At 66.0% G+C, this 20,920-nt stretch carries 18 protein-coding genes, 1 tRNA gene and 1 riboswitch; of the genes, 10 read left to right on the top strand and 9 right to left on the bottom strand.

Annotated elements, in window-relative coordinates; all coding sequences use genetic code 11:
- Positions 1-123 precede the first annotated feature (123 nt).
- On the top strand, positions 124-1,185 hold the full coding sequence (locus tag V1280_RS29750) for a polysaccharide deacetylase family protein (RefSeq protein WP_334532664.1): 1,062 nt from the start codon (positions 124-126) through the stop codon (positions 1,183-1,185).
- A gap of 71 nt (positions 1,186-1,256) precedes the next feature.
- Here V1280_RS29750 and V1280_RS29755 read toward each other — a convergent pair whose 3' ends face one another.
- The 5 genes from V1280_RS29755 to V1280_RS29775 all read right to left on the bottom strand — a co-directional run bounded on the left by V1280_RS29755 (position 1,257) and on the right by V1280_RS29775 (position 5,863).
- Positions 1,257-1,631, bottom strand: a complete 375-nt coding sequence (locus tag V1280_RS29755; RefSeq protein WP_334532667.1) for a hypothetical protein — start codon at positions 1,629-1,631, stop codon at positions 1,257-1,259.
- A gap of 173 nt (positions 1,632-1,804) precedes the next feature.
- Positions 1,805-1,880, bottom strand: a tRNA-Thr gene (locus V1280_RS29760).
- A gap of 99 nt (positions 1,881-1,979) precedes the next feature.
- Positions 1,980-3,737 (bottom strand): heme biosynthesis protein HemY, encoded by a 1,758-nt coding sequence (locus V1280_RS29765; protein WP_334532670.1) that lies wholly within the window; start codon positions 3,735-3,737, stop codon positions 1,980-1,982.
- A gap of 48 nt (positions 3,738-3,785) precedes the next feature.
- Positions 3,786-5,036 (bottom strand): COG4223 family protein, encoded by a 1,251-nt coding sequence (locus tag V1280_RS29770; RefSeq protein WP_334532673.1) that lies wholly within the window; start codon positions 5,034-5,036, stop codon positions 3,786-3,788.
- A gap of 65 nt (positions 5,037-5,101) precedes the next feature.
- Positions 5,102-5,863 (bottom strand): uroporphyrinogen-III synthase, encoded by a 762-nt coding sequence (locus V1280_RS29775; protein ID WP_334538452.1) that lies wholly within the window; start codon positions 5,861-5,863, stop codon positions 5,102-5,104.
- Between the two features lie 149 nt (positions 5,864-6,012).
- Here V1280_RS29775 and tsaD point away from each other — a divergent pair, with 149 nt between their 5' ends.
- From tsaD to V1280_RS29790, 3 genes are read left to right on the top strand one after another with little or no spacing between them, the layout of a single operon-like run.
- Complete coding sequence (tsaD, locus tag V1280_RS29780; protein ID WP_334538453.1) at positions 6,013-7,086, top strand: tRNA (adenosine(37)-N6)-threonylcarbamoyltransferase complex transferase subunit TsaD; 1,074 nt, start codon at positions 6,013-6,015, stop codon at positions 7,084-7,086.
- A complete protein-coding gene (locus tag V1280_RS29785) occupies positions 7,086-8,066 on the top strand; it encodes an NAD(P)H-dependent glycerol-3-phosphate dehydrogenase (protein ID WP_334532675.1) in 981 nt (326 codons plus the stop codon). Before tsaD ends, V1280_RS29785 begins: the two co-directional genes overlap by 1 nt.
- A 2-nt stretch (positions 8,067-8,068) precedes the next feature.
- Positions 8,069-8,482: an EVE domain-containing protein gene (locus V1280_RS29790; RefSeq protein ID WP_334532678.1), complete on the top strand. Its 414-nt coding sequence runs from the start codon at positions 8,069-8,071 to the stop codon at positions 8,480-8,482.
- Here the strand turns inward: V1280_RS29790 and V1280_RS29795 are convergent, their stop codons facing one another.
- Positions 8,483-9,577: an adenylate/guanylate cyclase domain-containing protein gene (locus V1280_RS29795; RefSeq protein ID WP_334538454.1), complete on the bottom strand. Its 1,095-nt coding sequence runs from the start codon at positions 9,575-9,577 to the stop codon at positions 8,483-8,485.
- A 199-nt stretch (positions 9,578-9,776) separates the two neighbouring features.
- Here V1280_RS29795 and V1280_RS29800 point away from each other — a divergent pair, with 199 nt between their 5' ends.
- Positions 9,777-10,232: an SRPBCC family protein gene (locus V1280_RS29800; RefSeq protein WP_334532681.1), complete on the top strand. Its 456-nt coding sequence runs from the start codon at positions 9,777-9,779 to the stop codon at positions 10,230-10,232.
- Between the two features lie 109 nt (positions 10,233-10,341).
- Here the strand turns inward: V1280_RS29800 and V1280_RS29805 are convergent, their stop codons facing one another.
- Entirely contained in the window at positions 10,342-11,511 is a 1,170-nt protein-coding gene (locus V1280_RS29805; protein ID WP_334532684.1) for a DNA topoisomerase IB, read from the bottom strand.
- 411 nt (positions 11,512-11,922) lie between these two features.
- Here V1280_RS29805 and acs point away from each other — a divergent pair, with 411 nt between their 5' ends.
- Both acs and V1280_RS29815 read left to right on the top strand, forming a co-directional pair.
- The gene (gene acs, locus V1280_RS29810) at positions 11,923-13,869 is read left to right on the top strand and encodes an acetate--CoA ligase (protein ID WP_334532686.1); all 1,947 of its coding nucleotides are present in this window, start codon (positions 11,923-11,925) and stop codon (positions 13,867-13,869) included.
- A 461-nt stretch (positions 13,870-14,330) separates the two neighbouring features.
- Positions 14,331-14,846 (top strand): L,D-transpeptidase, encoded by a 516-nt coding sequence (locus V1280_RS29815; RefSeq protein WP_334532689.1) that lies wholly within the window; start codon positions 14,331-14,333, stop codon positions 14,844-14,846.
- 54 nt (positions 14,847-14,900) lie between these two features.
- Here V1280_RS29815 and V1280_RS29820 read toward each other — a convergent pair whose 3' ends face one another.
- Entirely contained in the window at positions 14,901-15,491 is a 591-nt protein-coding gene (locus V1280_RS29820; RefSeq protein ID WP_334532692.1) for a thermonuclease family protein, read from the bottom strand.
- A gap of 58 nt (positions 15,492-15,549) precedes the next feature.
- The gene (locus V1280_RS29825) at positions 15,550-15,747 is read right to left on the bottom strand and encodes a DUF1674 domain-containing protein (RefSeq protein ID WP_334532695.1); all 198 of its coding nucleotides are present in this window, start codon (positions 15,745-15,747) and stop codon (positions 15,550-15,552) included.
- Between the two features lie 187 nt (positions 15,748-15,934).
- Between V1280_RS29825 and V1280_RS29830 the strand changes: the two genes are divergently transcribed.
- The 3 genes from V1280_RS29830 to purH all read left to right on the top strand — a co-directional run bounded on the left by V1280_RS29830 (position 15,935) and on the right by purH (position 20,917).
- Complete coding sequence (locus V1280_RS29830; protein ID WP_334532698.1) at positions 15,935-17,281, top strand: RsmB/NOP family class I SAM-dependent RNA methyltransferase; 1,347 nt, start codon at positions 15,935-15,937, stop codon at positions 17,279-17,281.
- Between the two features lie 158 nt (positions 17,282-17,439).
- Positions 17,440-19,158, top strand: a complete 1,719-nt coding sequence (locus tag V1280_RS29835) for a heparinase II/III family protein (RefSeq protein WP_334538455.1) — start codon at positions 17,440-17,442, stop codon at positions 19,156-19,158.
- A gap of 59 nt (positions 19,159-19,217) precedes the next feature.
- A riboswitch (ZMP/ZTP riboswitch) is annotated at positions 19,218-19,299 on the top strand.
- A gap of 25 nt (positions 19,300-19,324) precedes the next feature.
- Positions 19,325-20,917, top strand: coding sequence for a bifunctional phosphoribosylaminoimidazolecarboxamide formyltransferase/IMP cyclohydrolase (purH, locus tag V1280_RS29840; protein ID WP_334532701.1), 1,593 nt, complete (start codon positions 19,325-19,327; stop codon positions 20,915-20,917).
- The last annotated feature ends 3 nt before the right edge of the window (positions 20,918-20,920 follow it).

Below are 20,920 nucleotides of genomic sequence, written 5' to 3' on the forward strand. Positions count from 1 at the left end.
CACCCGCCTGAAATTCCTCCGCAACCGCTGTCGTGTTGGTGTCACGTTAACTGTTCCTTCGCATTAATGGCCGGGCGCGCGGGACATTCCGCTGGTTTGGTTGCGTATTTGGAAAGAGTAGCGATGCGTAATGCGTTGGGCCTGATGTTGGCCAGTGTCCTCGCGGCGGTCCTGATCGCCGGAGGTTGGTACTTTTATTCCTCGCGCGCCGACCAGGGCGCCCCCAAGACAACAGCCGCCCGTGCCGCCGATCCTCTGCCGGCAAAACTCGCCGCCAAGGACGACGTCGAGACCACTGCGGCGATCGCGGGCAAGCCCGCTGCTGTTGCCGCCGCACCCGTGCCGGCGCCCGCACCGGCGGTGGCACCGGTTCAGCAGACGACGACCTGCACCAACCCGAATGCACTGGGCGTCTCACGCGTGGTCGAGATCGACACGACGGGCGGTCCGGGGTTCGGCTTCGAGCAGTACAAGCAGTTTGATTTCCTCGCCGACAAGGAGGTCGTGCTGACCTTCGACGACGGTCCCTGGCCGGTCAACACGCCCGCGGTGCTGAAGGCGCTCGCCGATGAATGCACCAAGGGCCTGTTCTTCTCGGTCGGCAAGCATGCGACCTGGCATCCGGAGATCCTGCGCCAGGTTCTGGCCCAGGGCCACACGGTGGGCACGCACACCTGGTCGCACGTCAATCTCAACGGCAAGAAGATGACGGAACAGCAAGCCAAGGACGAGATCGAGAAGGGTATCAGTGCCGTGAAATGGGCGCTCGGCACCAACCCGTCACCGTTCTTCCGCTTCCCGCAGCTTCAGCAGAATCCGGCGCTCGTCAGCTATCTCGGCAGCCGCAACGTCGGGCTGTTCTCGACCGACCTCGACTCTTTCGATTTCCGCAAGGAGAGCACGCCGGACAAGATCGTCAGCAACGTGATGACCAAGCTCGACAAGCTCGGCAAGGGCATCATCCTGATGCACGACTTCCAGAAGCGCACCGGCGAAGCGTTGCCGACATTGCTCACGCGCCTCAAGGCCGGTGGCTACAAGGTCGTGCAGATCAAGGCGAAGACGACGCTCGACTCGCTGCCCGAGTATGACGAAGCGGTGCTCAAGGAACTGAAAGTGCCTGCGTCCAATGCGACGAACGCGCGCCCGGTCTCGAGCGTGGTGCAGACCGTCTCGCAGCGCTGAGCACGTCAGGTCTCGACAAGCAAAATGGCCGGGCTCAGCCCGGCCATTTTGTTTTGAGAGCGTCACGCCGCTTACCAATAAATGCCGTGGCGATGCAGCTCGGCGATGATGCGGCCTTCGGTCCACCGCTTGTGTTTGGGCTTGTCGGCCTTCGCCGTCGACTTCGGCGCAGGCTTGCCCGTCGTGACCGGCGTTGGCGCCGTCGTTGTCGTGGTCGCGGCGGGAGCAGTCGCCACAGCGGGCGCGGCAGCCGGGATCGCCGGCGGGCGGTCGACATACTTCGGCGCTTCGACCACCGGGGCAACTTCGCTGATTTGCGTGGTCGGGGTGGTGGTTGTGGTGGTTTGCGGAGCGGCTGTTGCCGTGGACAATGACAGGCTGCGGTCACCTGCCTGGGCAGATGCAGACACCAGAACCATGGCGGCAACCAGAATGATCTTGCGCATGTGAAATCTCCCCGTGTTTGCGTGACCAGGACAGTACGGGAGAGCCGCGCGAGGTTATGTGATAGAAGTCACGCAGACGGCCGTCCCCGATTTCAGCAACGCATCGCAGTGACACACGCGTCGAGCGCGATCACGCAGGAAGCTTGCTTGTGACGGTCGGATGAATGGAGCGCTGGTGCCGCAAGAGGGACTCGAACCCCCGACCCCGTCATTACGAATGACGTGCTCTACCAGCTGAGCTATTGCGGCGAACCCTGCCGGGCCCGGGCGATGCCGGCCCCGATACGCGCGCTCCTGATATCGGGCATGGCCCGAATTGGCAAGGACAAGCGGCAGGCGAAATACGGGTCACCCGCCCCAGCGGGACCAGAATCCGCGCCAACCGCCGGCCTGGGCCTTTGCATCGTCCCTGGGCGTGCCGATTTGTTCCGTAAATTCATCACTCGGACCGTCGTCATCGATGCCGGGATCGTCCGGCGCGCGAACGATCGGGATGACGGCCTGGATCGTCGCCTGTGCGGGCTTGCCGAGGTCGGCACGGGTCCGGAACACCGGGGTTGCCGCCACCGGCGATGATTCGGCGGCCTCAGGGGCCGGATTGACCGGCTCGGCAGGCGTCACCACCGGTTCTTCCTTGACCGCGGGAGGCGCATTGTCCTGCGCGGCCGGAGCAGGGGCTGGGGTCTCGACCGGCGCGATCACGGCCGGTTCCACCGGCGCCTCGCTGGCCACGGTCACCCGCTTCGGCGGCGGGGCCGCAAGCATGGCTTCCTCGAAGGCCGAGGACTCGATCGTCGTGCCCTTGTCCGAGGGCAGGCTCGCCACCGGCGTCTGCCACTGGAAGGCGTCGAGCCGGCCGGTGACCGGGGAGACCGGACGCCAGCGGTCGCTGACATAGCCGTCCGCAGTCCAGGCCGGATCGTGACGGGCGCGGACCGCACGCAAGGTCCAGGCGCGGGCACGGCCGCCATCGCCGTGCTCGGTGCGTTCGAGCTCGGCCATCAACAGCGCCACGCGCTGGGTCGGATCGTTGACGTAAGGCGTCAGCACCGCGCGCGCACGGGCGAACTCGGACGCATCAATCGCTGCGCGCGCGATCGCAAGCTGTCCCTCGACATGGCCGGCCTTGTCGGCGGGCGTTTTCGCCGCGAGCGTCTCGACCCGCTGCAAACGCTGTCGCGCGGCATCGCCGAGTTTGACATGTGCGTAGGCGTCGGCAAGATCAGGATGCGGATTGGCAAGCCACGCGGCTTCGACCAGCTTCATGGCGCGGCGCACCTGATGCGCCTCGCTCTCGAATTTCGCGGCGAGCACAGCGGCCGGCACCAGGGTCGGCGCGAGCTTGACGGCTTCCATCACGCTCTCGCGCGCGACATCGCGGTCCATCGTCTCCAGTTCCAGCGCGCGCGCCGTCAGCAGCACGCCGCGCTGCCGGCGGTAGCCCCGCTTGTCGATCAGGCCCGCGGACAGGTTCGAATCCAGGATCGCGAGCGCACCGCTCCAGTCGCCGCGCGCACAGCGGAAGCCGAGCACAGCATGCGAGGCCCAGGTCGAGGACGGCGACAGCTTGATCGCTTCCTCTGCGATCATCACGGCGCCGACCGCATCGTCGGCGCGCTGCGCCTCGATGAACAGGCCGCGCAGGCCGAGCAGCCGCGTATCCTCGCGCTCGGCCATGGCGCGGAAGGCGTGCTGCGCCTCGTCGCGATTGCCGTCGAGCTGGGCCGATTGCGCGTGCAGGAGAAGCGCGAGCGGATCGTTCGGCGCGTGTCGCCGCGCCGCCTCGGCGTGACGGCGGGCGAGCCCCGTGTCGCCGTGGCCGATCGCGAGCAGCCCGTGGGTGATGGCGTGGCGGCCACGAGCATGCCGCTTTTCATGGCGGCGGCGGCGCATCCGCCCCGGTGCGCGCCAGATCACGGTCAGGAGGCTCCAGAGCAAGACGATCAGGACCGCGAATATACCGAGGCAGAGCACGAACACCGGAATGCTCGGTGAGGCCCGAAAACCGCCCCAGGTCAGCACGACATCGCCGGGCTGATCGGCAACCCAGGCCGCGCCGGCGCCTGCGAGCGCAATCAGAACAAGGAAGAGAACGATGCGAAGCATGGCTATCCCTATACGCGCGGATTGTTGCGCGAATCTTATTGAGCAGGCCTATTGACCGGGCTTGGCGAGACCAGCCAGAGCGTCGTCGGCGAATTTGCGGGAGGCCGCGAGCGCGGCATCGCGCGCGTCAGCCTTGTCGAGCCAGGCTTGTGCCGGCGCGCGATCGGCCTCGGGCAGCATCTTCAGCTCGCGGCGCGCCTCGACGAAATCGTTGCGCAGCGCAGCGGCCGTGACCCGCGTGACAATGGCGGCGCGGTCATTGCCGACGCCGTCGGTGCGCTCGATGCGGACGAGCTTTGACGCTCCCGCCTGAAGCCGCTCGACGATGCCGGTACTGCTGCTCGGCGCCTCCGGTGGCGGCGACAGCTTCGGCACGATGTTGAGGAGTTCGCGGGTCAGCGCGACCGGCGTCGGAATGCCCGACGCGGCAAACGCATCGAGCGGCTTCAGCAGTTCGGGCTTGGCCGCGAACGACCGCGCAGCAATGAGCTGCGCCTCATAGGGATCATTGTGGCGAACGGCAACGTCGAGCAGGGTGGCGGCGACCACGGAGCGCAACGGCTTGTCGTCCGTCACCTTGGCATCAGCGATCTTTTCGCCCTGCTGTGCGAGCTCCGCGCGTGCGGTGGTGCTGGCACGCTCGAGCTGGGAGATACGGTCGTCGAGCGCGGCGAGACCGGACGAAGCCGCCGCATCGCGCGGCGCGGATTTCGCATCGTTCAATGCGCTGGCAGTCTTGTCGGATTGCGCGCGCACATTGGCGATGTCGCCGCGCAGGGTGCCGACGGATTTTTCCAGCGCATCAAGCCGTGCAACGATGGCCGGATCGGCCGCGGGCTTGCCCGCTTTGGCTTCGACTGCGGCGACACGTCCGCTCAGCGCATCGACCGTCGCACCCGTCACTTGCGGCGCGGCCGGCGGCGCCTGCACCGCGGGCCAGCCCAGCGCCCAGCCAACCGCGATCACGACCGCGGCTGCAACGGCGCCGGAAAATGGCGCGATGACCCAGGGAGAAATGGCGCCCGACGCAGCTGCGGCCTGCGCTTCGCCATGCTCCGGTTCGGCCTTCGCTGTCTCGGTCTTGGCTGTCTCTACCTTGGCCGTCTCGACCTTGGCATCTTCGGCACCGGCCTGGTCGGCGTTGACCTGGTCGGCCGAGGGCTGCGCCTCCGGCTCGACCGCCACGTCCTGCGGCTGGGTGGAAACTTCGGTCGCCTCGAGGTCGATCGTGGGCGGGGTGCGCTTGGCACGGCCGGACTCGGGGGCCAATCCTGCGTCTTCAGGCTTGTCGTCGGCCATCGTGACGGTTCCTCACACTTTCATACCAGAGACGAGCCCGATTGCCTCGGATTCGGCCCGTCCTCTTACGCCAAACGGGTCCGCAAAGCACGCTCCAAGGCGTCAAACAGGGCATTTTCGTCCGGGGTCGCGGCCACCAGGACCTGCGATGCTCCGGCATCACGCAGCACGCTGGCGACCGTCTCGGACAGGCAGCATTGCGGGATCGCCAGCGCCGAGATTTCGACGCCTTCGTCCCGGGCCGCGTCCAGGAAGGCCCGCGCACTGCGCCGGGAGTAATGCAGCACCGCCTCGATGCCATGCTCGGCAAAACCGTCGCAGACGTCGCGCGGGAGAATCTTGACCGGGACCATACGGTAGGTCGTCTGAGTGACCACGCTAAACCCTTCCGCGCCCAGCTCGCCGCCGAGATCCCGCGACAGGTCGGCGCCCGCGAGATAAAGCAGCGTACTCTTTTTCTTCAGCACCTTGGCGCGCGCGCTCTGCATCACCTTGTCGCGCAAGGAAGCGGCATCGTCGCCCGCGACGATCACATCCGCGAAGCCGACTTCGCGCGCCACGGCAGCCGTGTGCTCGCCGACCGCGAACAGCGGCAGCTCCAGCAGGCCGAGGTTCTTTAGGTCAAGGTCCCGCAATTGCGGCGCGACGGCGCGGATCGCGTTGGCCGATGTCACGATGATGGCGCTATAGCCCGCCTCACTCTCGTCATGGAAAGCGACCGGCTCGAACTTGAGCACCGGCGCGAGCAACACCACATGTCCCCGCGCGCGCAGATTTCCCGCCGTCGCCTCATTGTCGGGATGCGGCCGTGTGACAAGAATGGACATCGCTTGTGTTCCCGGACCACGTGGCGGTGATGCATTCAAGGGATGGCGGCGCGTGACGATTGCGCAAGCCGACCCCGGAATGCTACCGCGTTACCAGAACTCTGCTTTACGGATGAGCGCAAGGGCGCAAATTGGATAACAATTCGCCAATGCTGGTGCTGGGCATCGAGACCACCTGCGACGAGACCGCGGCGGCCGTGATCGAGCGCGCGCCTGACGGGAGCGGCAAGATTTTGTCCAACATCGTGCGGTCGCAGGTCGAGGAGCATGCCCGCTTCGGCGGCGTCGTGCCGGAGATCGCGGCGCGCGCTCATGTCGACGTGCTCGACGGCATCATCGACCGTGCCATGCACGAGGCCGGCATCGACTACGCCCAGCTCGACGGCGTCGCGGCAGCCGCGGGCCCGGGCCTGATCGGCGGCGTCATCGTCGGGCTCACCACCGCGAAGGCGATTGCGATGGTGCATGACACACCGCTGGTCGCGGTCAACCATCTCGAGGCCCATGCGCTGACGCCGCGGCTGACCGACGGCGTAGAATTTCCCTATTGTCTGTTCCTCGCCTCCGGCGGCCACACCCAGATCGTCGCGGTCACCGGCGTCGGCCAATATGTGCGGCTTGGCACCACCGTCGACGACGCGATCGGCGAGGCCTTCGACAAGGTCGCGAAGATGCTGGGCCTGCCCTATCCAGGCGGCCCGCAGGTCGAACGCGCGGCCGCGAACGGCGATGCGGCGCGCTTCGCTTTCCCGCGGCCGATGCAGGGACGTCCCGATGCCAATTTCTCCCTGTCGGGACTGAAGACGGCGGTTCGCACCGAAGCGAGCCGGCTGGCTGAAATCACGCCGCAGGACGTCAACGATCTCTGCGCGAGCTTTCAGGCCGCGGTGTTGGATTCGACGGCCGACCGGTTGAACGTCGGCCTGAGAATTTTCCGCGAACAATTCGGCGCGCCGCGTGCACTGGTCGCGGCCGGCGGTGTCGCCGCCAATCAGGCGATCCGCGGCGCACTGTTTGACGTCGCCGGGGAAGCCCAGACGCAGCTGATCATGCCGCCGCCCGCGCTCTGCACCGACAATGGCGCGATGATCGCCTGGGCCGGCGCCGAACGCCTCGCGCTCGGCATCACCGATACGATGGAGGCGCAGCCCCGCGCGCGCTGGCTGCTCGACGCCAACGCCACCGCGCCGGCAGGCTACGGCAAGACGCGGGCGGGATACTAATGGCCGCGTTCCAGTCCGTCGCTGTGATCGGCGCGGGTGCCTGGGGTACGGCGCTGGCGACGGTGGCCGCACGCGCTGGACGGAACGTGACGCTGTGGGCGCGCAACGCCGAACATGCCGCGCGGATCGCATCGACCCGTGACAATCCGCGACTGCCGGGCGTGCGGCTCGTGCCGGAGATCGTGGTGACGAGCGAGCTGTCGCTCGCCGCGCGTGCCGACATGCTGCTGATCGCAACACCTGCGCAGCATCTGCGCGGCGCGGTCAACATGCTGGCCTCGCACGTTACGAAGGCTGTGCCGGTCATCGCCTGTGCCAAGGGCATCGAGCACGGCACCCACAAATTCATGACCGACGTGATCGCGGAAGCCGCGCCGCATGCGCAGCCCGCGATCCTGTCGGGCCCCAGTTTTGCCGACGACGTGGCGCGCGGCCTGCCGACGGCGGTGACGCTGGCGGCGAAGGATGATGCACTCGCGAGCGCCCTCGTGCAGGCCCTCGGTTCGCCGACGTTCCGGCCCTATCACTCCACCGATATCCGCGGCGTCGAGATCGGCGGCGCGGCCAAGAACGTGCTGGCGATCGCGGTCGGCATCGCGGTCGGACGCAAGCTCGGCGCCTCCGCCCAGGCCGCGCTCACGACCCGCGGCTTTGCCGAGCTGACACGCCTGGGCCGCGCGCTCGGCGCGCGCAGTGAGACGGTCGTTGGCCTGTCAGGCCTCGGCGATTTGATCTTGACCTGCTCGAGCCCACAGTCGCGCAATTTTGCGCTCGGCCTCGCGCTCGGACGCGGCGAGCAGCCGCCCGCCGGCAAGCTTGCCGAGGGCGAGTTCACTGCGCCGGTGCTGATCGAACTCGCGGCTTCGCAAAATATCGAGATGCCGGTATCAGAGGCGGTCGCGGCGATCCTGACCGGCAAGAGCACGATCGACGCCGCGATCTCGGGGCTATTGACGCGCCCCTTCAAGGCAGAGGAATGAACATGGCGTACTGGCTGGTGAAATCCGAACCATCGGTGTGGTCCTGGGACCAGCAGGTCGCGAAGGGCGCCAAGGGCGAGGCCTGGACCGGCGTGCGCAATTTCACGGCACGCATCAATCTCGTGAACATGAAGAAGGGCGACAAGGCGTTCTTCTATCATTCCAACGAGGGCAAGGAGATCGTCGGCATCGCGGAGGTTATCAAGGAGGCCTATCCGGATCCGACCGACAAGACCGAAAAGTTCGTCTGCGTCGACATCAAAGCCGACAAGCCCTTGAAGACTCCGGTGACGATGGCCGCGATCAAGGCCGAGAAAAAACTCGCCGACATGGCGCTGGTGAAATATTCGCGCCTGTCGGTGCAACCGGTCATGGCCGAGGAATGGAAGCTGGTTTGCAAGATGGGCGGGATGTAGTCAGTGCCGTAGCCCTTGTATCTCCGGCAGCGTAAGCACCTCGCAAGGCGAAGCGATGCCGCGCAGCTTGTGCAGTCCGAGCGCAATAAGCGGCATGTCCGTCTCGGCGGCAAGTGCCCCCGACACCAGCACGGTCTTGCCGAGTGGCTTGCACAAGCCTTCGAGCCGGCTGGCAAGATTGACGGCGGGACCGATCGCCGTGAAGTCCAGCCGATTGGCGGCGCCGATATTGCCCCAGAGCATCTCGCCGAGATGAAGTGCGGCACCGAACGCGAGCGGCGGCAACCCTTGAGTGCTGCGCTCCGCGTTGAGATACGCCATCCCGGCTTCGGCCGCGCCTGCCGCACGCAGAGCGGCCTCGCACGCGCGGCGCGGTGATGCCTCGACCACCGGAAAGATCGCGAGCACGCCGTCGCCGATGAATTTGAGCACTTCGCCGCCGAAGGCGTGAACGGCACCGGCAATGCGATCGAACCAGGCATCCAGCGCGGCGATGACATCGGCCGGCGGGTGGGCTTCCGACAAGGTGGTGAAGCCGCGCAGATCTGCATAGAGCAGCGCAGCCTGAATGGTCTCGCCGAGGTCGCGCCGCAACGGCGCCGCCAGCACCCGTTCGGCGCTGCGCTTGCCGAGATAGGCCTCCAGCGTCGCCCGCAACGTGGCGCGTGCGGCGAGCACGGCGAGCGGTGTCGCGGCAAAACGCGCGGCCTGGCGCAATTGCTCGATCTCGCCGGGCACGAACGGACGCGACCCGATCCAGCCGAGCAGTGGCCCATCGCGCCGCCCGACAACATCTTCATGCACTTCGCCGCCCGCGATGTCGCGCAGCCAGCGGCGGCCGGCATCGTTGGGCAAATCGGGCGCCAGTCCGCCTGGCGCAAAGCCGAGCGCCTCGATCACCGCGCCGCTTTCGGCACGCCACAGCCATGTCCGCTTCGCGATCAGCGGGTGCGGCACCTCAAGCGTCAGGCTGCCTGCCGCAAGCGGCACACCATCGGCGCGCAGATGCGCGCCGAGTTCCGCAAGCAGGCGATCGGCCCCGGGACACTCCGAAGCGGCATCGACAAGCCAGGCAAGGGTCGGAGAGAGTTGCATGATCCGATGATGGCGAAAGAGGACCGGCTTTGTCACGGGCAATCCTTGACGGGCTGCTTTGGCACCGCCATGTGCCAGTGGCAGAGCGTTTTCAAGCGAAGTGGATGCCGGTTCGCGTCAAGAAAACGCGTCAAAACAAGAAGCTAAAGCCTCGTTCCGACTCCTTCGGAACGAGGCTCTAGCCCAGGGATGATCGCCGATGACCGAGCCGTTCGTATTGCGACGCGAGACCCAGATCGCAGCCCCGCGCGCCACCGTCTTCGCCTATTTGACCGACCCTGAGAAAATCCTGAGCTGGATGGGCTCGGATGCGACCACCGAGCCGCATCCTGGCGGACTCTATCTGCTCAAGGGAATCGGCCCACGTGGCAGCGTCGCCCGGGGCGCCTTCCGTGAAGTCGTGCCGGTGCATCGTCTGGCCTACACGTTCGGCTGGGATGGCGGCCAGGAAGTGCCGCCCGGGTCGAGCCTGATCGAGATCGACCTGATCGAACGCGACGGCGGAACGCTGCTACGCATGACCCATAGCGGGCTGCCGACGGAGGAGCAGGTGGCAGCGCACGCGAAAGGGTGGGCGCATTATCTGGCGCGACTCACGAACGCAGCCGCTGGCCGCGATCCCGGTCCTGATAAGGGTATCTCGGACAATATGTAGCTCTCGTAGGGTGGGCAAAGCGTAGCGTGCCCACGCTGCCTATCATCAATGTGTGAAGAATGGTGGGCACGGCGCAAGCGCGCCTTTGCCCACTCTACGGCACCGCCGCTTAAACCGCCGCGGTCGCGACGACCTGCTGCAGAAGCTGCTCACGCCTCGCCTGCGAGCGCTGACCCTTCATGGTCGCGGCGAAGCGCTCCAAAATGCCGTCTTCGAAGGCGGTGACGATGGTGTCGTGGACATAGCTCTTGCGGCAGATCGCAGGCGTGTTGGAGAGCTTGTCGGCCGCGGCGCGGATCGCGTCCAGCACCTGCTTCTTGCGGCCGCGCTGGCTGGTCGCCGGCGTAATCCGCGACAGCGATTCCACAACGACGGCCGAGGCCATCAGCGTGCGAAAGTCCTTCAGCGAAATCTTGATGCCGGCGATCTCGCGCAGGAACGCATTCACCTGCGTGGTGCTGACCGCGCGCACGATGCCGTAGGCATCGCGATACTGGAACATGCGCTTGCCGGGAACGCCGTTGAGGATGCCGATGGCGCGCACCAGCTTGGCCGCGTCGCACTCCTTGCGCACGGCCTTGCCGCCCTTCGCCTTGAAGGTCAGCACGAAGCAATCGTCCTCGAGCGTGACGTTCGACTTCAGCATCGTGGTCGCGCCGCGGGTGCCGTTGAGGCGGGCGTAGGATTCATTGCCGGGACGGATCGCGGTGCGCGCGATCAGCTCGATCACCGCCGACAGCGCGAATTCGCGCGTCGGCTCGTCGCCCGACAGGAACGCCGAGACCTTGCGCCGGATTTTGGGCAGCGCGCCGACGAGTTTTTCCAGGCGATGCGCCTTGCGGTGCTCGCGGACCTTCTCCCAGTCGGCGTGATAGCGATATTGCAGCCGGCCCGCGGCGTCGCGTCCCACTGCCTGGAGATGCGTGCTCGGATCGGCCGAGTAACGCACCTGGCGATAGGCCGGCGGCACCGCCATGGCGTGCAGCCGGCGGATGGTGCGGGCGTCGCGGACATGCGCGCCGTTGGGACGGACGAAGGAATAGCCCTTGCCGCGCTTGATGCGCCGGATGGTCAGTTCATTCTGGTCGCCGAGCCGCAGGCCCAGTTCCTTGGCAAGCGCCTCGACCGTCACCGCGGGCGCCGAATCGAACACCTTTTTGGGGCTGGGACGGGTGGAACCGGCCGGTTTCGGCCATTGTCCGAGGGCTTTGGCCAGCGCAATGGCAGCAGGATCGGCCGAAGCGGGCCGCATCGTCCCGAGATTCTGCTGATCCATCATAGTCTTATGCCTTGACCCTGTTTGTTACCGTTCAATGCCGCTGTTCTGATTATTGTTCCAAGGGTCGCTTGGAAGGTCTCTTGGGACCCGGGTTAGCCACTTAGGGTGTTCCGAACCGCATTGCGAGTCCCGAATCAGTGAAAAGCGGTTCCTAAATACCGCCTGCGACGCATGGGCGCCCTGCGCAGGCCTCTTCCGGAGATTTGGGTAAAGGGCCGAAAACCTCTGCCCGGCCTGTTTCAGATTTGCGACAGCCGGCCTTTGCGGCTTGATTTTCCGCATCGCCGGCCGCTCACCGAAGGTCCAGCTTGTGCTCCTTGTCGGGTCCGGTTAGCTCGACGCATAATCGGTTCAACGATCAAGTCGGCTTGCGCATCGCCAGCGTTTGGCTTGCCGTATGTGGAGGGAAACATGTCCGAGAAGATTTACGACGTCCCCGCGGAATGGGCAAAACGGGCCTGGGTCGACCAGGCCAAGTACAAGGACATGTACGCCCGCTCGATCGCGGACCCGAACGCCTTCTGGGCCGAGCAGGCCAAGCGCATCGACTGGATGCACGCCCCCACCAAGATCGAGAACGTCTCCTTCGCGCCCGGCAACATCTCGATCAAATGGTTCGAGGACGGCATCCTCAACGTCGCGCATAACTGCATCGACCGCCATCTCGCCAAGCGCGGCAACCAGACCGCGATCATCTGGGAAGGCGACGATCCCTCGCAGTCCAAGCACATCACCTACAAGGAGCTGCACGACGAGGTTTGCCGGATGGCCAACATCCTGCGCACCCGCAACGTCAAGAAGGGCGACCGCGTCACCATCTATCTGCCGATGATCCCGGAAGCGGCCTACGCGATGCTGGCCTGCGCGCGGATCGGCGCGATTCACTCCGTGGTGTTCGCCGGTTTCTCGCCGGATTCGCTCGCCCAGCGCATCAACGATTGCCAGTCCAAGGTCATCATCACCGCGGACGAAGGCCTGCGCGGCGGCAAGAAGGTACCGCTCAAGGCCAATGTCGACGCGGCGCTCGCCAAGGCCGACGGCGTCGACTGGGTCGTTGTCGTCAAGCGCACCGGCGGCAAGATCGACATGAACCCGACGCGCGACCTCTGGTATCACGAGGCGGCGGCGATGGTGACGACCGAATGCCCGGCCGAGCACATGCACGCCGAGGATCCGCTGTTCATCCTCTACACCTCGGGCTCGACCGGCCAGCCCAAGGGTGTGCTGCACACCTCGGGCGGCTATCTCGTATTCGCGTCGATGACGCATCAATACGTCTTCGACTATCACGACGGCGACATCTACTGGTGCACCGCCGACGTCGGCTGGGTCACCGGCCACAGCTACATTCTCTACGGGCCGCTCGCCAACGGCGCGACCTCGCTGATGTTCGAAGGCGTGCCGAATTACCCGGATAATTCGCGATTCTGGAACGTCATCGACAAGCACAAGGTCAACATCTTCTACACTGCACCGACCGCGATCCGCGCGCTGATGCAGTCGGGCGACGAGCCCGTGAAGAAGACTTCGCGCGCGAGCCTGCGCCTGCTCGGCTCGGTCGGCGAGCCCATCAATCCGGAAGCCTGGGAGTGGTATTACCGCGTCGTCGGCGACGATCGCTGCCCGATCGTCGACACCTGGTGGCAGACCGAGACCGGCGGCATCCTGATCACACCGCTGCCGGGCGCGACCAAACTCAAGCCGGGCTCAGCGACGCAGCCGTTCTTCGGCGTGGTGCCTGAGATCGTCGATGCCGACGGCAAGGTGCTGGAGGGTGAGACATCAGGCAATCTCTGCCTGACCCGCTCATGGCCGGGCCAGATGCGCACGGTCTATGGCGATCACGCCCGCTTCGAGCAGACCTATTTCTCGACCTACAAGGGCAAATACTTCACCGGCGATGGCTGCCGGCGCGACGCCGACGGCTATTACTGGATCACCGGCCGCGTCGACGACGTCATCAACGTCTCCGGTCATCGCATGGGCACAGCGGAAGTCGAGAGCGCTCTCGTTGCACATGAGAAGGTGTCGGAGGCCGCCGTGGTCGGTTACCCGCACGACATCAAGGGCCAGGGCATCTATGCTTATGTGACGCTGATGGCCGGCGTCGAGCCGAGCGACGAACTGCGCAAGGAACTCGTCACCTGGGTGCGCAAGGAAATCGGCCCGATCGCTGCGCCTGACCAGATCCAGTTCTCGCCCGGCCTGCCCAAGACCCGCTCCGGCAAGATCATGCGCCGCATCCTGCGCAAGATCGCCGAGGACGAGCCGAGCAGCCTCGGCGACACCTCGACCTTGGCCGATCCCGCCGTGGTCGACGATCTCGTGAAGAACCGGCAGAACAAGAAGTCGGCGTAAGAGCATTCTCGTGCCCCGGACGCAGCGCAGCGCCACTTCAGCGGTGCGCTGCAGAGCCGGGGCCCATCCATCCACGTAGAAGAAAGAGCTGGGTCCCGGCTCTGCGTCGCAGCACCATAGCGCGTCGAAGACGCGCGTGAACGCGCTTATGGCGCCGCGCCGCGTCCGGGACACGAGACCGCCTTTCGCGCCAACGTCGCCTGAAACAACCTCCGTTCACACACCCTCACACACTTGTCAGGGCGCACGCGCCCATACCCGCATCTTTGCCGCCGAGTGTTGTTTTCAAGTCATTTACTTTATTTCGAACATTTCCTTTGTTCCCCCTGCTGGCTGGCCCTTGGCGGCCGCGCGTGGAAACCATCCGGTTAACAGGCGCGGTTAAGAATGTTTGGGCGAGGCGGGCAAATTGCCGGTTTTGCGTGAATTTGGACGATCCGTTCGGGGCAAGGGGAAAATTGATGTCGATGAAGATTGCACTGGCGCTGGCCGCCACCATCGGGGCAGGGGTCTTGATGTCGACGGCGGCCGAGGCGCGGCCGGAAATGGTGGGGACGCACGTCGCCAACTATTCGCCCGGCACCATCCTGGTCAAAACCAGCGAGCGGCGGCTCTATCTCATCCTCGATGACGGCCACGCCGTGCGCTATCCGGTCGGCGTCGGCAAGTCCGGCAAACAGTGGGCCGGCACCACCCGCATCGACGGCAAGTACCGCAATCCGGCCTGGTCGCCGCCTGCCGAGGTGAAGCGCGACAAGCCGCAGCTTCCCGACGTCATCCCGGGCGGTTCGCCGCACAACCCGATGGGCGTTGCGGCGATGACACTGGCCGGCGGTGAATATGCCATCCACGGCACCAACGTGCCGGGCTCGGTCGGCGGCTTCGTCTCCTACGGCTGCATCCGCATGCTCAACGACGACATCACCGATCTCTACAGCCGCGTCTCCGTCGGCACGACGGTGGTCGTGGCGCGCTGATCGCCGCAATCAAAACGGAGATTGAAAGAGCCGCGTTTCGACGCAGCTTTTTTGTTACCAGAAACGCCGGCCCCGCACGCACCAGCCGTCGCGATGACCGCCATTGTAGCTGCGCGCGAAACCGCCCGCGAGCATCGCCGCCGAGACGTTGGCGGTCCGTCTGGTCGCGACATCGGCGAGAACGCGCCCGTATTTCTCCGAGCCGAGATTGTAGATGGTGACGCCGCCCTGGCCGAGCAGATTGCGCAACGCCCCGGTGGCGGCTTCCGCCCTGTCCAGCTCGTCCTGACAGGATGCCTTCATCTCGGGCGCATCGATGCCGCGCAAACGAACCCGCGCGACAAGATCGCGCCCGTCGCGTTGATGCACGCGCGCAAGAAAGGTGTCGCCGTCGATGGTGCGGATGACGTCGATCGGGAGGCGGCTGTCGGGATTGCCGGACTGCTGCAGAATGATCTCGGCGTCCCGCGATTGATCATCAGCCGTGTGCGGCAACGGCCAGTTCGTCCCGTGCCTAAACGTGAGCACGACCGCCACGACGACAGCGACGACGAACATCCACGGCAACAGTCCGGAGAAGCGGCGGCCGAATGGCGAGCCGCTGTAAGACGGGCGATATGGATGACCGGGGTCGAAGCGCGACATCCGCGCACGCTAGGGCTGAGTCGGCCGGGTCGACAAGAGAGCTTGAAAAGCCCGAGCCTCAGAAATCCGAGGCGATCCCTTTACGCTCCCAATCGCCATAGCGCGTAGGCTCGGGCCCCTTCGGGCCCTGCAATTCTTTCGGCGCGGCCTCGCTGTGCGCTGCTGCGGCTCGCCGACGTTCCTCGGCTTCGGCCAGCGCGCGTTGTGCCGCCGGCGGCAGGGGCTTGCGATCGGGAACGGGAGGCTGGTCACTCATCGTCGGGGTCCTAGCGCAGGATCGAAGGTGGCGCGACGTCCAATTGCGCATTGCTGAAATGGCCGCGAAGGGCTGAAATCGCCAGAGGCCATTCTTACATTTGGCATATTCGCATGCCACAGCTGGTGTTCTTAAGGCATGCGCCCATATTGGCGGAACTGCCGCTCGCTCAGAACCTTACTTCCGCATGCCATCTCAACGTTTTGCCCCTCCGTCCGAAGTGCCCGGTCTCGCGGCGCGGCGGATTGCTGCCGACATCGTCGACGGCGTCCTGCACAAGCACCGTACGCTCGATGACCAGCTCGACGGCTCCGGCGCCCATCCCGGACTGAAGACGCTCGCCGACCGTGACCGCGCGCTGATGCGGCGGCTGGTCGCAACCATCCTTCGCCGCCTCGGCACGCTCGGCCATGTGCTGTCGCGCCTGCTCGACAAAGGCATTCCCTCCGACGCACCGCGCGCGCAGAGCGCGCTCCTGATCGGCGCCGCCCAGATCCTCTGGATGGACGTGCCCGATCACGCCGCGGTCGATCTCTCCGTCCGCCTGGTGCAATCCGACCGGCGTGCGGCTCGCTATGCCGGCCTCGTCAACGCCGTGCTGCGCCGCTGCGCGCGCGAGGGCCAGGCGCTGGTCGAAGAGGTTGCCACGCAATCGCTGGACTTGCCGCCCTGGCTGATGGCGCGCTGGAGCGCGCATTACGGCGAGGCGACAGCGCGGGACATGGCGCTCGCCCTTGGTCACGAACCTTCGCTGGATCTGACCGTGAAGTCGGATGCCGAGCAGTGGGCGAGCCGGCTGCACGGCGAAGTGCTGCCGACCGGATCGGTCCGCACGGTGCTGCACGGCGCCGTGACGATGCTGCCCGGCTTCACCGAAGGACAATGGTGGGTGCAGGACGCCGCGGCCGCGTTGCCGGTCCGACTGTTCGGTGACATCAAAGGTAAATCCATTGCCGATCTCTGTGCTGCGCCCGGCGGCAAGACCGCGCAGCTGGCGCAGGCCGGCGCGCATGTCACAGCGATCGACCGCTCGCCGGCCCGGGTGGCGCGCCTGCGCGAAAACCTCAACCGTCTGTCGCTCCAGGCCGAGACTGTCGTCGCCGACGCCGTGGAATGGGCGGGCCTGGCGGATGGCCTCGATGGAGTCCTGATCGACGCGCCCTGCACCTCGACCGGGACGATCCGCCGGCACCCGGATGTCGCCTGGCTGCGCCAGGAATCCGACGTCGCTGCGATGACCGTTCTCCAGCAGCGGCTGCTGCGCAAATCCGTCTCGCTGCTCAAGCCCGGCGGTATGCTGGTCTACTGCACCTGTTCGCTGGAACCCGAAGAAGGCGAGCAGGCCGTCGCCTCGCTGCTGGCTGCAGAGCCTGCGCTTCGCCGCGTGCCGATCGAGGCCAGCGAGGTCTTCGGGCTCAGCGAGATCATCACCACTGAGGGCGATCTCCGGACCCTGCCGAGCCACCTGCCGCACGCCGACCCGAAGCTCGGCGGGCTCGACGGATTTTTCGCGGCCCGGCTCGTTAAATCCTGATTTTGCACCGGATTTTGCTACCGCTGGACTGATTCGGGGCCATTCAAGGTGGTGTCCGCGGTCCGATTTTGGGATTAATAAGGATTCGTCGGAATCCTCCTCCCCCTTCAAGGCAAGGCGTGTCGGTCGCTCAACGCAGACGTATCTCGACGCTGGTGATGAACCGCTTCGCGCGGAACATGCTCGCGCGCGCGAGCGGCGGCTCCGTTGCGCTGTCGCGGGTCTGGCCGGGCCGGACCGATCGGCTGATCATCGCGCCGCACGACCTGCGCACCGCGGATGCCACACGCGCCGCCGAGATCTATGCGGGGCGCTTCGTCTTCGCCGGCAAGATCGTCAATTGCCACGGCCGCTCGATCTTCGACCTCGATCCGCCCTCGGAGGATTGGGAGGTCGCGCTGCTCGGCTTCGGCTGGCTGCGGCACTTGCGCGCTGCCGACACCGCGCTGACCCGGGCCAATGCGCGCGCGCTGGTCGAGGACTGGATCAGCAACCCCGCCAACAAGCGCCGGCCCGTCGCCCGCCGCGCCGACGTGCTGGCGCGGCGCGTGATCTCGCTGTTGTCGCAGGCACCGCTGGTGCTCAACGACACCGACAACAAATTCTACCGCCGTTACTTGCGCGCGCTCGCACGCGAAATCCGCTTCCTGCGCTTCACCATGGTCAACATCCCGGACGGGGTGCCGAAACTCCAGGTGCAGATCGCGCTGTGCTATACGACGCTCTGCCTCGCCAACCAGGCCCGTCACATCCGCAGCGCCTCGAAAAAGCTCTCCGACGAATTGCAGCGGCAGATTCTCCCCGACGGCGGCCACATCTCGCGCAACCCGGGCGCGCTGACCGAGCTGCTGATCGACCTGTTGCCGCTGCGGCAGACTTTTGCCGCGCGCAACATCGCGCCGCCGCCGGCGCTGCTCAATGCGATCGACCGCATGATGCCGATGCTGCGCTTCTTCCGGCACGGCGACGGCAATTTCGCGCTATTCAACGGCATGAGCGCGACGCCGTCGGATCTGCTCGCCACGCTACTCGCCTACGACGACGCCCATGGCGCGCCGATGGCGAACATGCCGCACACCGGCTTCCAGCGCCTCGATGCCGGCCCGACCACGCTGATCATCGACACCGGCCCGCCGCCGGCGCCCGGCGTCAGCCACGACGCACATGCCGGCTGCCTGTCGTTCGAGCTGTCCTCCGGCATCAGCCGCATCGTGACCAATTGCGGCATGCCGACCACGGGCCGCGACAATTGGCGGCCCTTCGCGCGCGGCACCGCGGCGCATTCGACGCTGACCTATCACGAGACGTCGTCCTGCCAGTTCGTCGAGATGTCGGCGATGAAGCGGCTGCTGCACGGCGCCCCGATCACCAGCGGCCCCCATGAGGTGGAGAGCTATCGCGAAATCGTGCAGGACGGCACGCTGCTCACGGCCTCGCATGACGGCTATCTCGCCAAGTTCGGCGTGATCCATCGCCGCGTGCTTATGGTCGCCAATGACGGCGCGCGGATCGATGGCGAGGATATGCTGTCGCCGCCGCAAGGCGCGCGCCTCAAGGGCGCCGACGCCGATTTCGCGCTGCGCTTCCACCTGCATCCCGCGGTGAAGGCGAGCCGGCTGTCGGACGCCCGCGGCGTCATGCTGGTGCTGCCGAATCGCGACGTCTGGACCTTCGAAGCCCTCGACGACAAGGTCGACCTCGAGGACAGCGTGTTCCTGGCCGGCAATGACGGCCCCCGCCGCACTGCGCAGATCGTGATCCGCCAGGATGCCCGCCAGGCGCCCTCGATCCGCTGGAGTTTTGTGCGTTCGACCGCCTCGCCGGCGGTGACCAATGCCCGCCGCAACGCCCGGCGCGAGCCGGAACTTCCGCTGTAAAGAGCTGCGATTCGGCCCCATCTGGTCGTTGTGAAGGGCCTCGAAAACTGCTATCGAGCGCTCGTTCGCGCGACTGGCGACCTTGGATGGAGCACCATCGGGAAGCGCGAGACATATCCGCCGCGCGCCTGGGCATAGACACTCCTTAAGACAGAGGATCTTGCTCATGACTGACCACCCCCGCCGCGTCACCCGCGCCCTGCTTTCCGTCTCCGACAAAACCGGCCTGATCGAGTTCGCCAAGGCGCTTGCCGCGCATGATGTCGAGCTGGTCTCGACCGGCGGCACCGCGAAAGCGATCGCCGCCGCCGGCCTCAAGGTGAAAGACGTCTCCGACCTCACCGGCTTCCCCGAGATGATGGACGGCCGCGTCAAGACGCTGCATCCGAAGGTGCATGGCGGCCTGCTCGCGATCCGCGACAACAAGGAGCACGCCGAGGCGATGAAGGCGCATGGCATCGCGCCGATCGACCTGCTCGTCGTCAACCTCTATCCGTTCGAGGCGACCGTCGACAAAGGCGCAGGCTTCGAGGATTGCATCGAGAACATCGACATCGGTGGCCCCGCGATGATCCGCGCCGCCGCGAAGAACCATGACGACGTGGCCGTCGTGGTCGAGGCCGACGACTACAAGGCCGTGCTCGACGAGCTCGCCGCCAACAAGGGCGCGACCACATTGAAGCTGCGCCGGCGACTTGCCGCAAAGGCTTATGCGCGCACCGCGGCTTATGACGCCGCGATCTCGAACTGGTTCAACCGCCAGCTCGAGATTGACGCGCCTGACTTCCGCGCCTTCGGCGGCAAGCTGATTCAGTCGCTGCGCTACGGCGAGAACCCGCACCAGACCGCCGCGTTCTACGCGACGCCCGACAAGCGGCCCGGGGTCTCGACCGCGCGGCAGCTGCAGGGCAAGGAGCTCTCCTACAACAACATCAACGACACCGATGCGGCCTATGAGTGCATCGGTGAGTTCGACACCAAGCGCACCGCGGCCTGCGTCATCGTCAAGCACGCCAATCCCTGCGGCGTCGCCGAAGGTGCGAACCTCGTCGACGCCTATCGCAAGGCGCTGGCCTGCGATTCCACCTCGGCCTTCGGCGGCATCATCGCGATGAACCGTGCGCTCGACGCCGACACCGCTCGCGAGATCACGAAGATCTTCACCGAGGTGATCATCGCGCCCGACGCCAGCGAGGAAGCGATCGCGATCATCGGCGCACGCAAGAACCTTCGTCTGTTGCTCGCCGGCAGCCTGCCCGATCCGCGCACAGCTGGTCTCACCGCAAAGACCGTAGCGGGCGGTCTGCTGGTGCAGAGCCGCGACAACGCTGTTGTCGACGACATGACCTTCAAGGTCGTGACCAAGCGTGCACCGACCGATGCCGAGATGCGCGACCTCAAATTCGCATTCCGGGTCGCAAAGCACGTCAAGTCGAACACCATCATCTACGCCAAGGATCTCGCCACCGTCGGCATCGGCGCAGGCCAGATGAGCCGCGTGGATTCAGCCCGGATCGCGGCACGCAAGGCGCAGGATGCGGCCAACGAGCTGAAGCTCGCCGAGCCACTGACCAAGGGTTCGGTCGTGGCGTCGGATGCATTCTTCCCGTTCGCGGACGGCATGCTCGCCTGCATCGAGGCTGGCGCCACCGCCGTGGTGCAGCCCGGCGGTTCGATGCGCGATGACGAGGTGATCAAGGCCGCCGACGAGCACGGCATCGCCATGGTGTTCACCGGCACGCGGCATTTCAGGCACTGATCT

The sequence above is a fragment of the Bradyrhizobium sp. AZCC 2230 genome (assembly GCF_036924495.1).
Classification (GTDB): Bacteria; Pseudomonadota; Alphaproteobacteria; order Rhizobiales; family Xanthobacteraceae; genus Bradyrhizobium; species Bradyrhizobium rifense.

Bases quoted from the DNA above. Each gene is read 5' to 3' on its own strand.
- V1280_RS29795 (WP_334538454.1), bottom strand. From the start codon at position 9,577: ATGCAACTCTCTCCGACCCTTGCCTGGCTTGTCGATGCCGCTTCGGAG.
- V1280_RS29830 (WP_334532698.1), top strand. From the start codon at position 15,935: ATGCCATCTCAACGTTTTGCCCCTCCGTCCGAAGTGCCCGGTCTCGCG.
- V1280_RS29835 (WP_334538455.1), top strand. From the start codon at position 17,440: ATGAACCGCTTCGCGCGGAACATGCTCGCGCGCGCGAGCGGCGGCTCC.
- V1280_RS29820 (WP_334532692.1), bottom strand. From the start codon at position 15,491: ATGTCGCGCTTCGACCCCGGTCATCCATATCGCCCGTCTTACAGCGGC.
- V1280_RS29750 (WP_334532664.1), top strand. From the start codon at position 124: ATGCGTAATGCGTTGGGCCTGATGTTGGCCAGTGTCCTCGCGGCGGTC.
- V1280_RS29790 (WP_334532678.1), top strand. From the start codon at position 8,069: ATGGCGTACTGGCTGGTGAAATCCGAACCATCGGTGTGGTCCTGGGAC.
- V1280_RS29775 (WP_334538452.1), bottom strand. From the start codon at position 5,863: ATGTCCATTCTTGTCACACGGCCGCATCCCGACAATGAGGCGACGGCG.
- V1280_RS29800 (WP_334532681.1), top strand. From the start codon at position 9,777: ATGACCGAGCCGTTCGTATTGCGACGCGAGACCCAGATCGCAGCCCCG.
- tsaD (WP_334538453.1), top strand. From the start codon at position 6,013: ATGCTGGTGCTGGGCATCGAGACCACCTGCGACGAGACCGCGGCGGCC.
- purH (WP_334532701.1), top strand. From the start codon at position 19,325: ATGACTGACCACCCCCGCCGCGTCACCCGCGCCCTGCTTTCCGTCTCC.
- V1280_RS29785 (WP_334532675.1), top strand. From the start codon at position 7,086: ATGGCCGCGTTCCAGTCCGTCGCTGTGATCGGCGCGGGTGCCTGGGGT.
- V1280_RS29825 (WP_334532695.1), bottom strand. From the start codon at position 15,747: ATGAGTGACCAGCCTCCCGTTCCCGATCGCAAGCCCCTGCCGCCGGCG.
- acs (WP_334532686.1), top strand. From the start codon at position 11,923: ATGTCCGAGAAGATTTACGACGTCCCCGCGGAATGGGCAAAACGGGCC.
- V1280_RS29815 (WP_334532689.1), top strand. From the start codon at position 14,331: ATGTCGATGAAGATTGCACTGGCGCTGGCCGCCACCATCGGGGCAGGG.
- V1280_RS29805 (WP_334532684.1), bottom strand. From the start codon at position 11,511: ATGATGGATCAGCAGAATCTCGGGACGATGCGGCCCGCTTCGGCCGAT.
- V1280_RS29755 (WP_334532667.1), bottom strand. From the start codon at position 1,631: ATGCGCAAGATCATTCTGGTTGCCGCCATGGTTCTGGTGTCTGCATCT.
- V1280_RS29770 (WP_334532673.1), bottom strand. From the start codon at position 5,036: ATGGCCGACGACAAGCCTGAAGACGCAGGATTGGCCCCCGAGTCCGGC.
- V1280_RS29765 (WP_334532670.1), bottom strand. From the start codon at position 3,737: ATGCTTCGCATCGTTCTCTTCCTTGTTCTGATTGCGCTCGCAGGCGCC.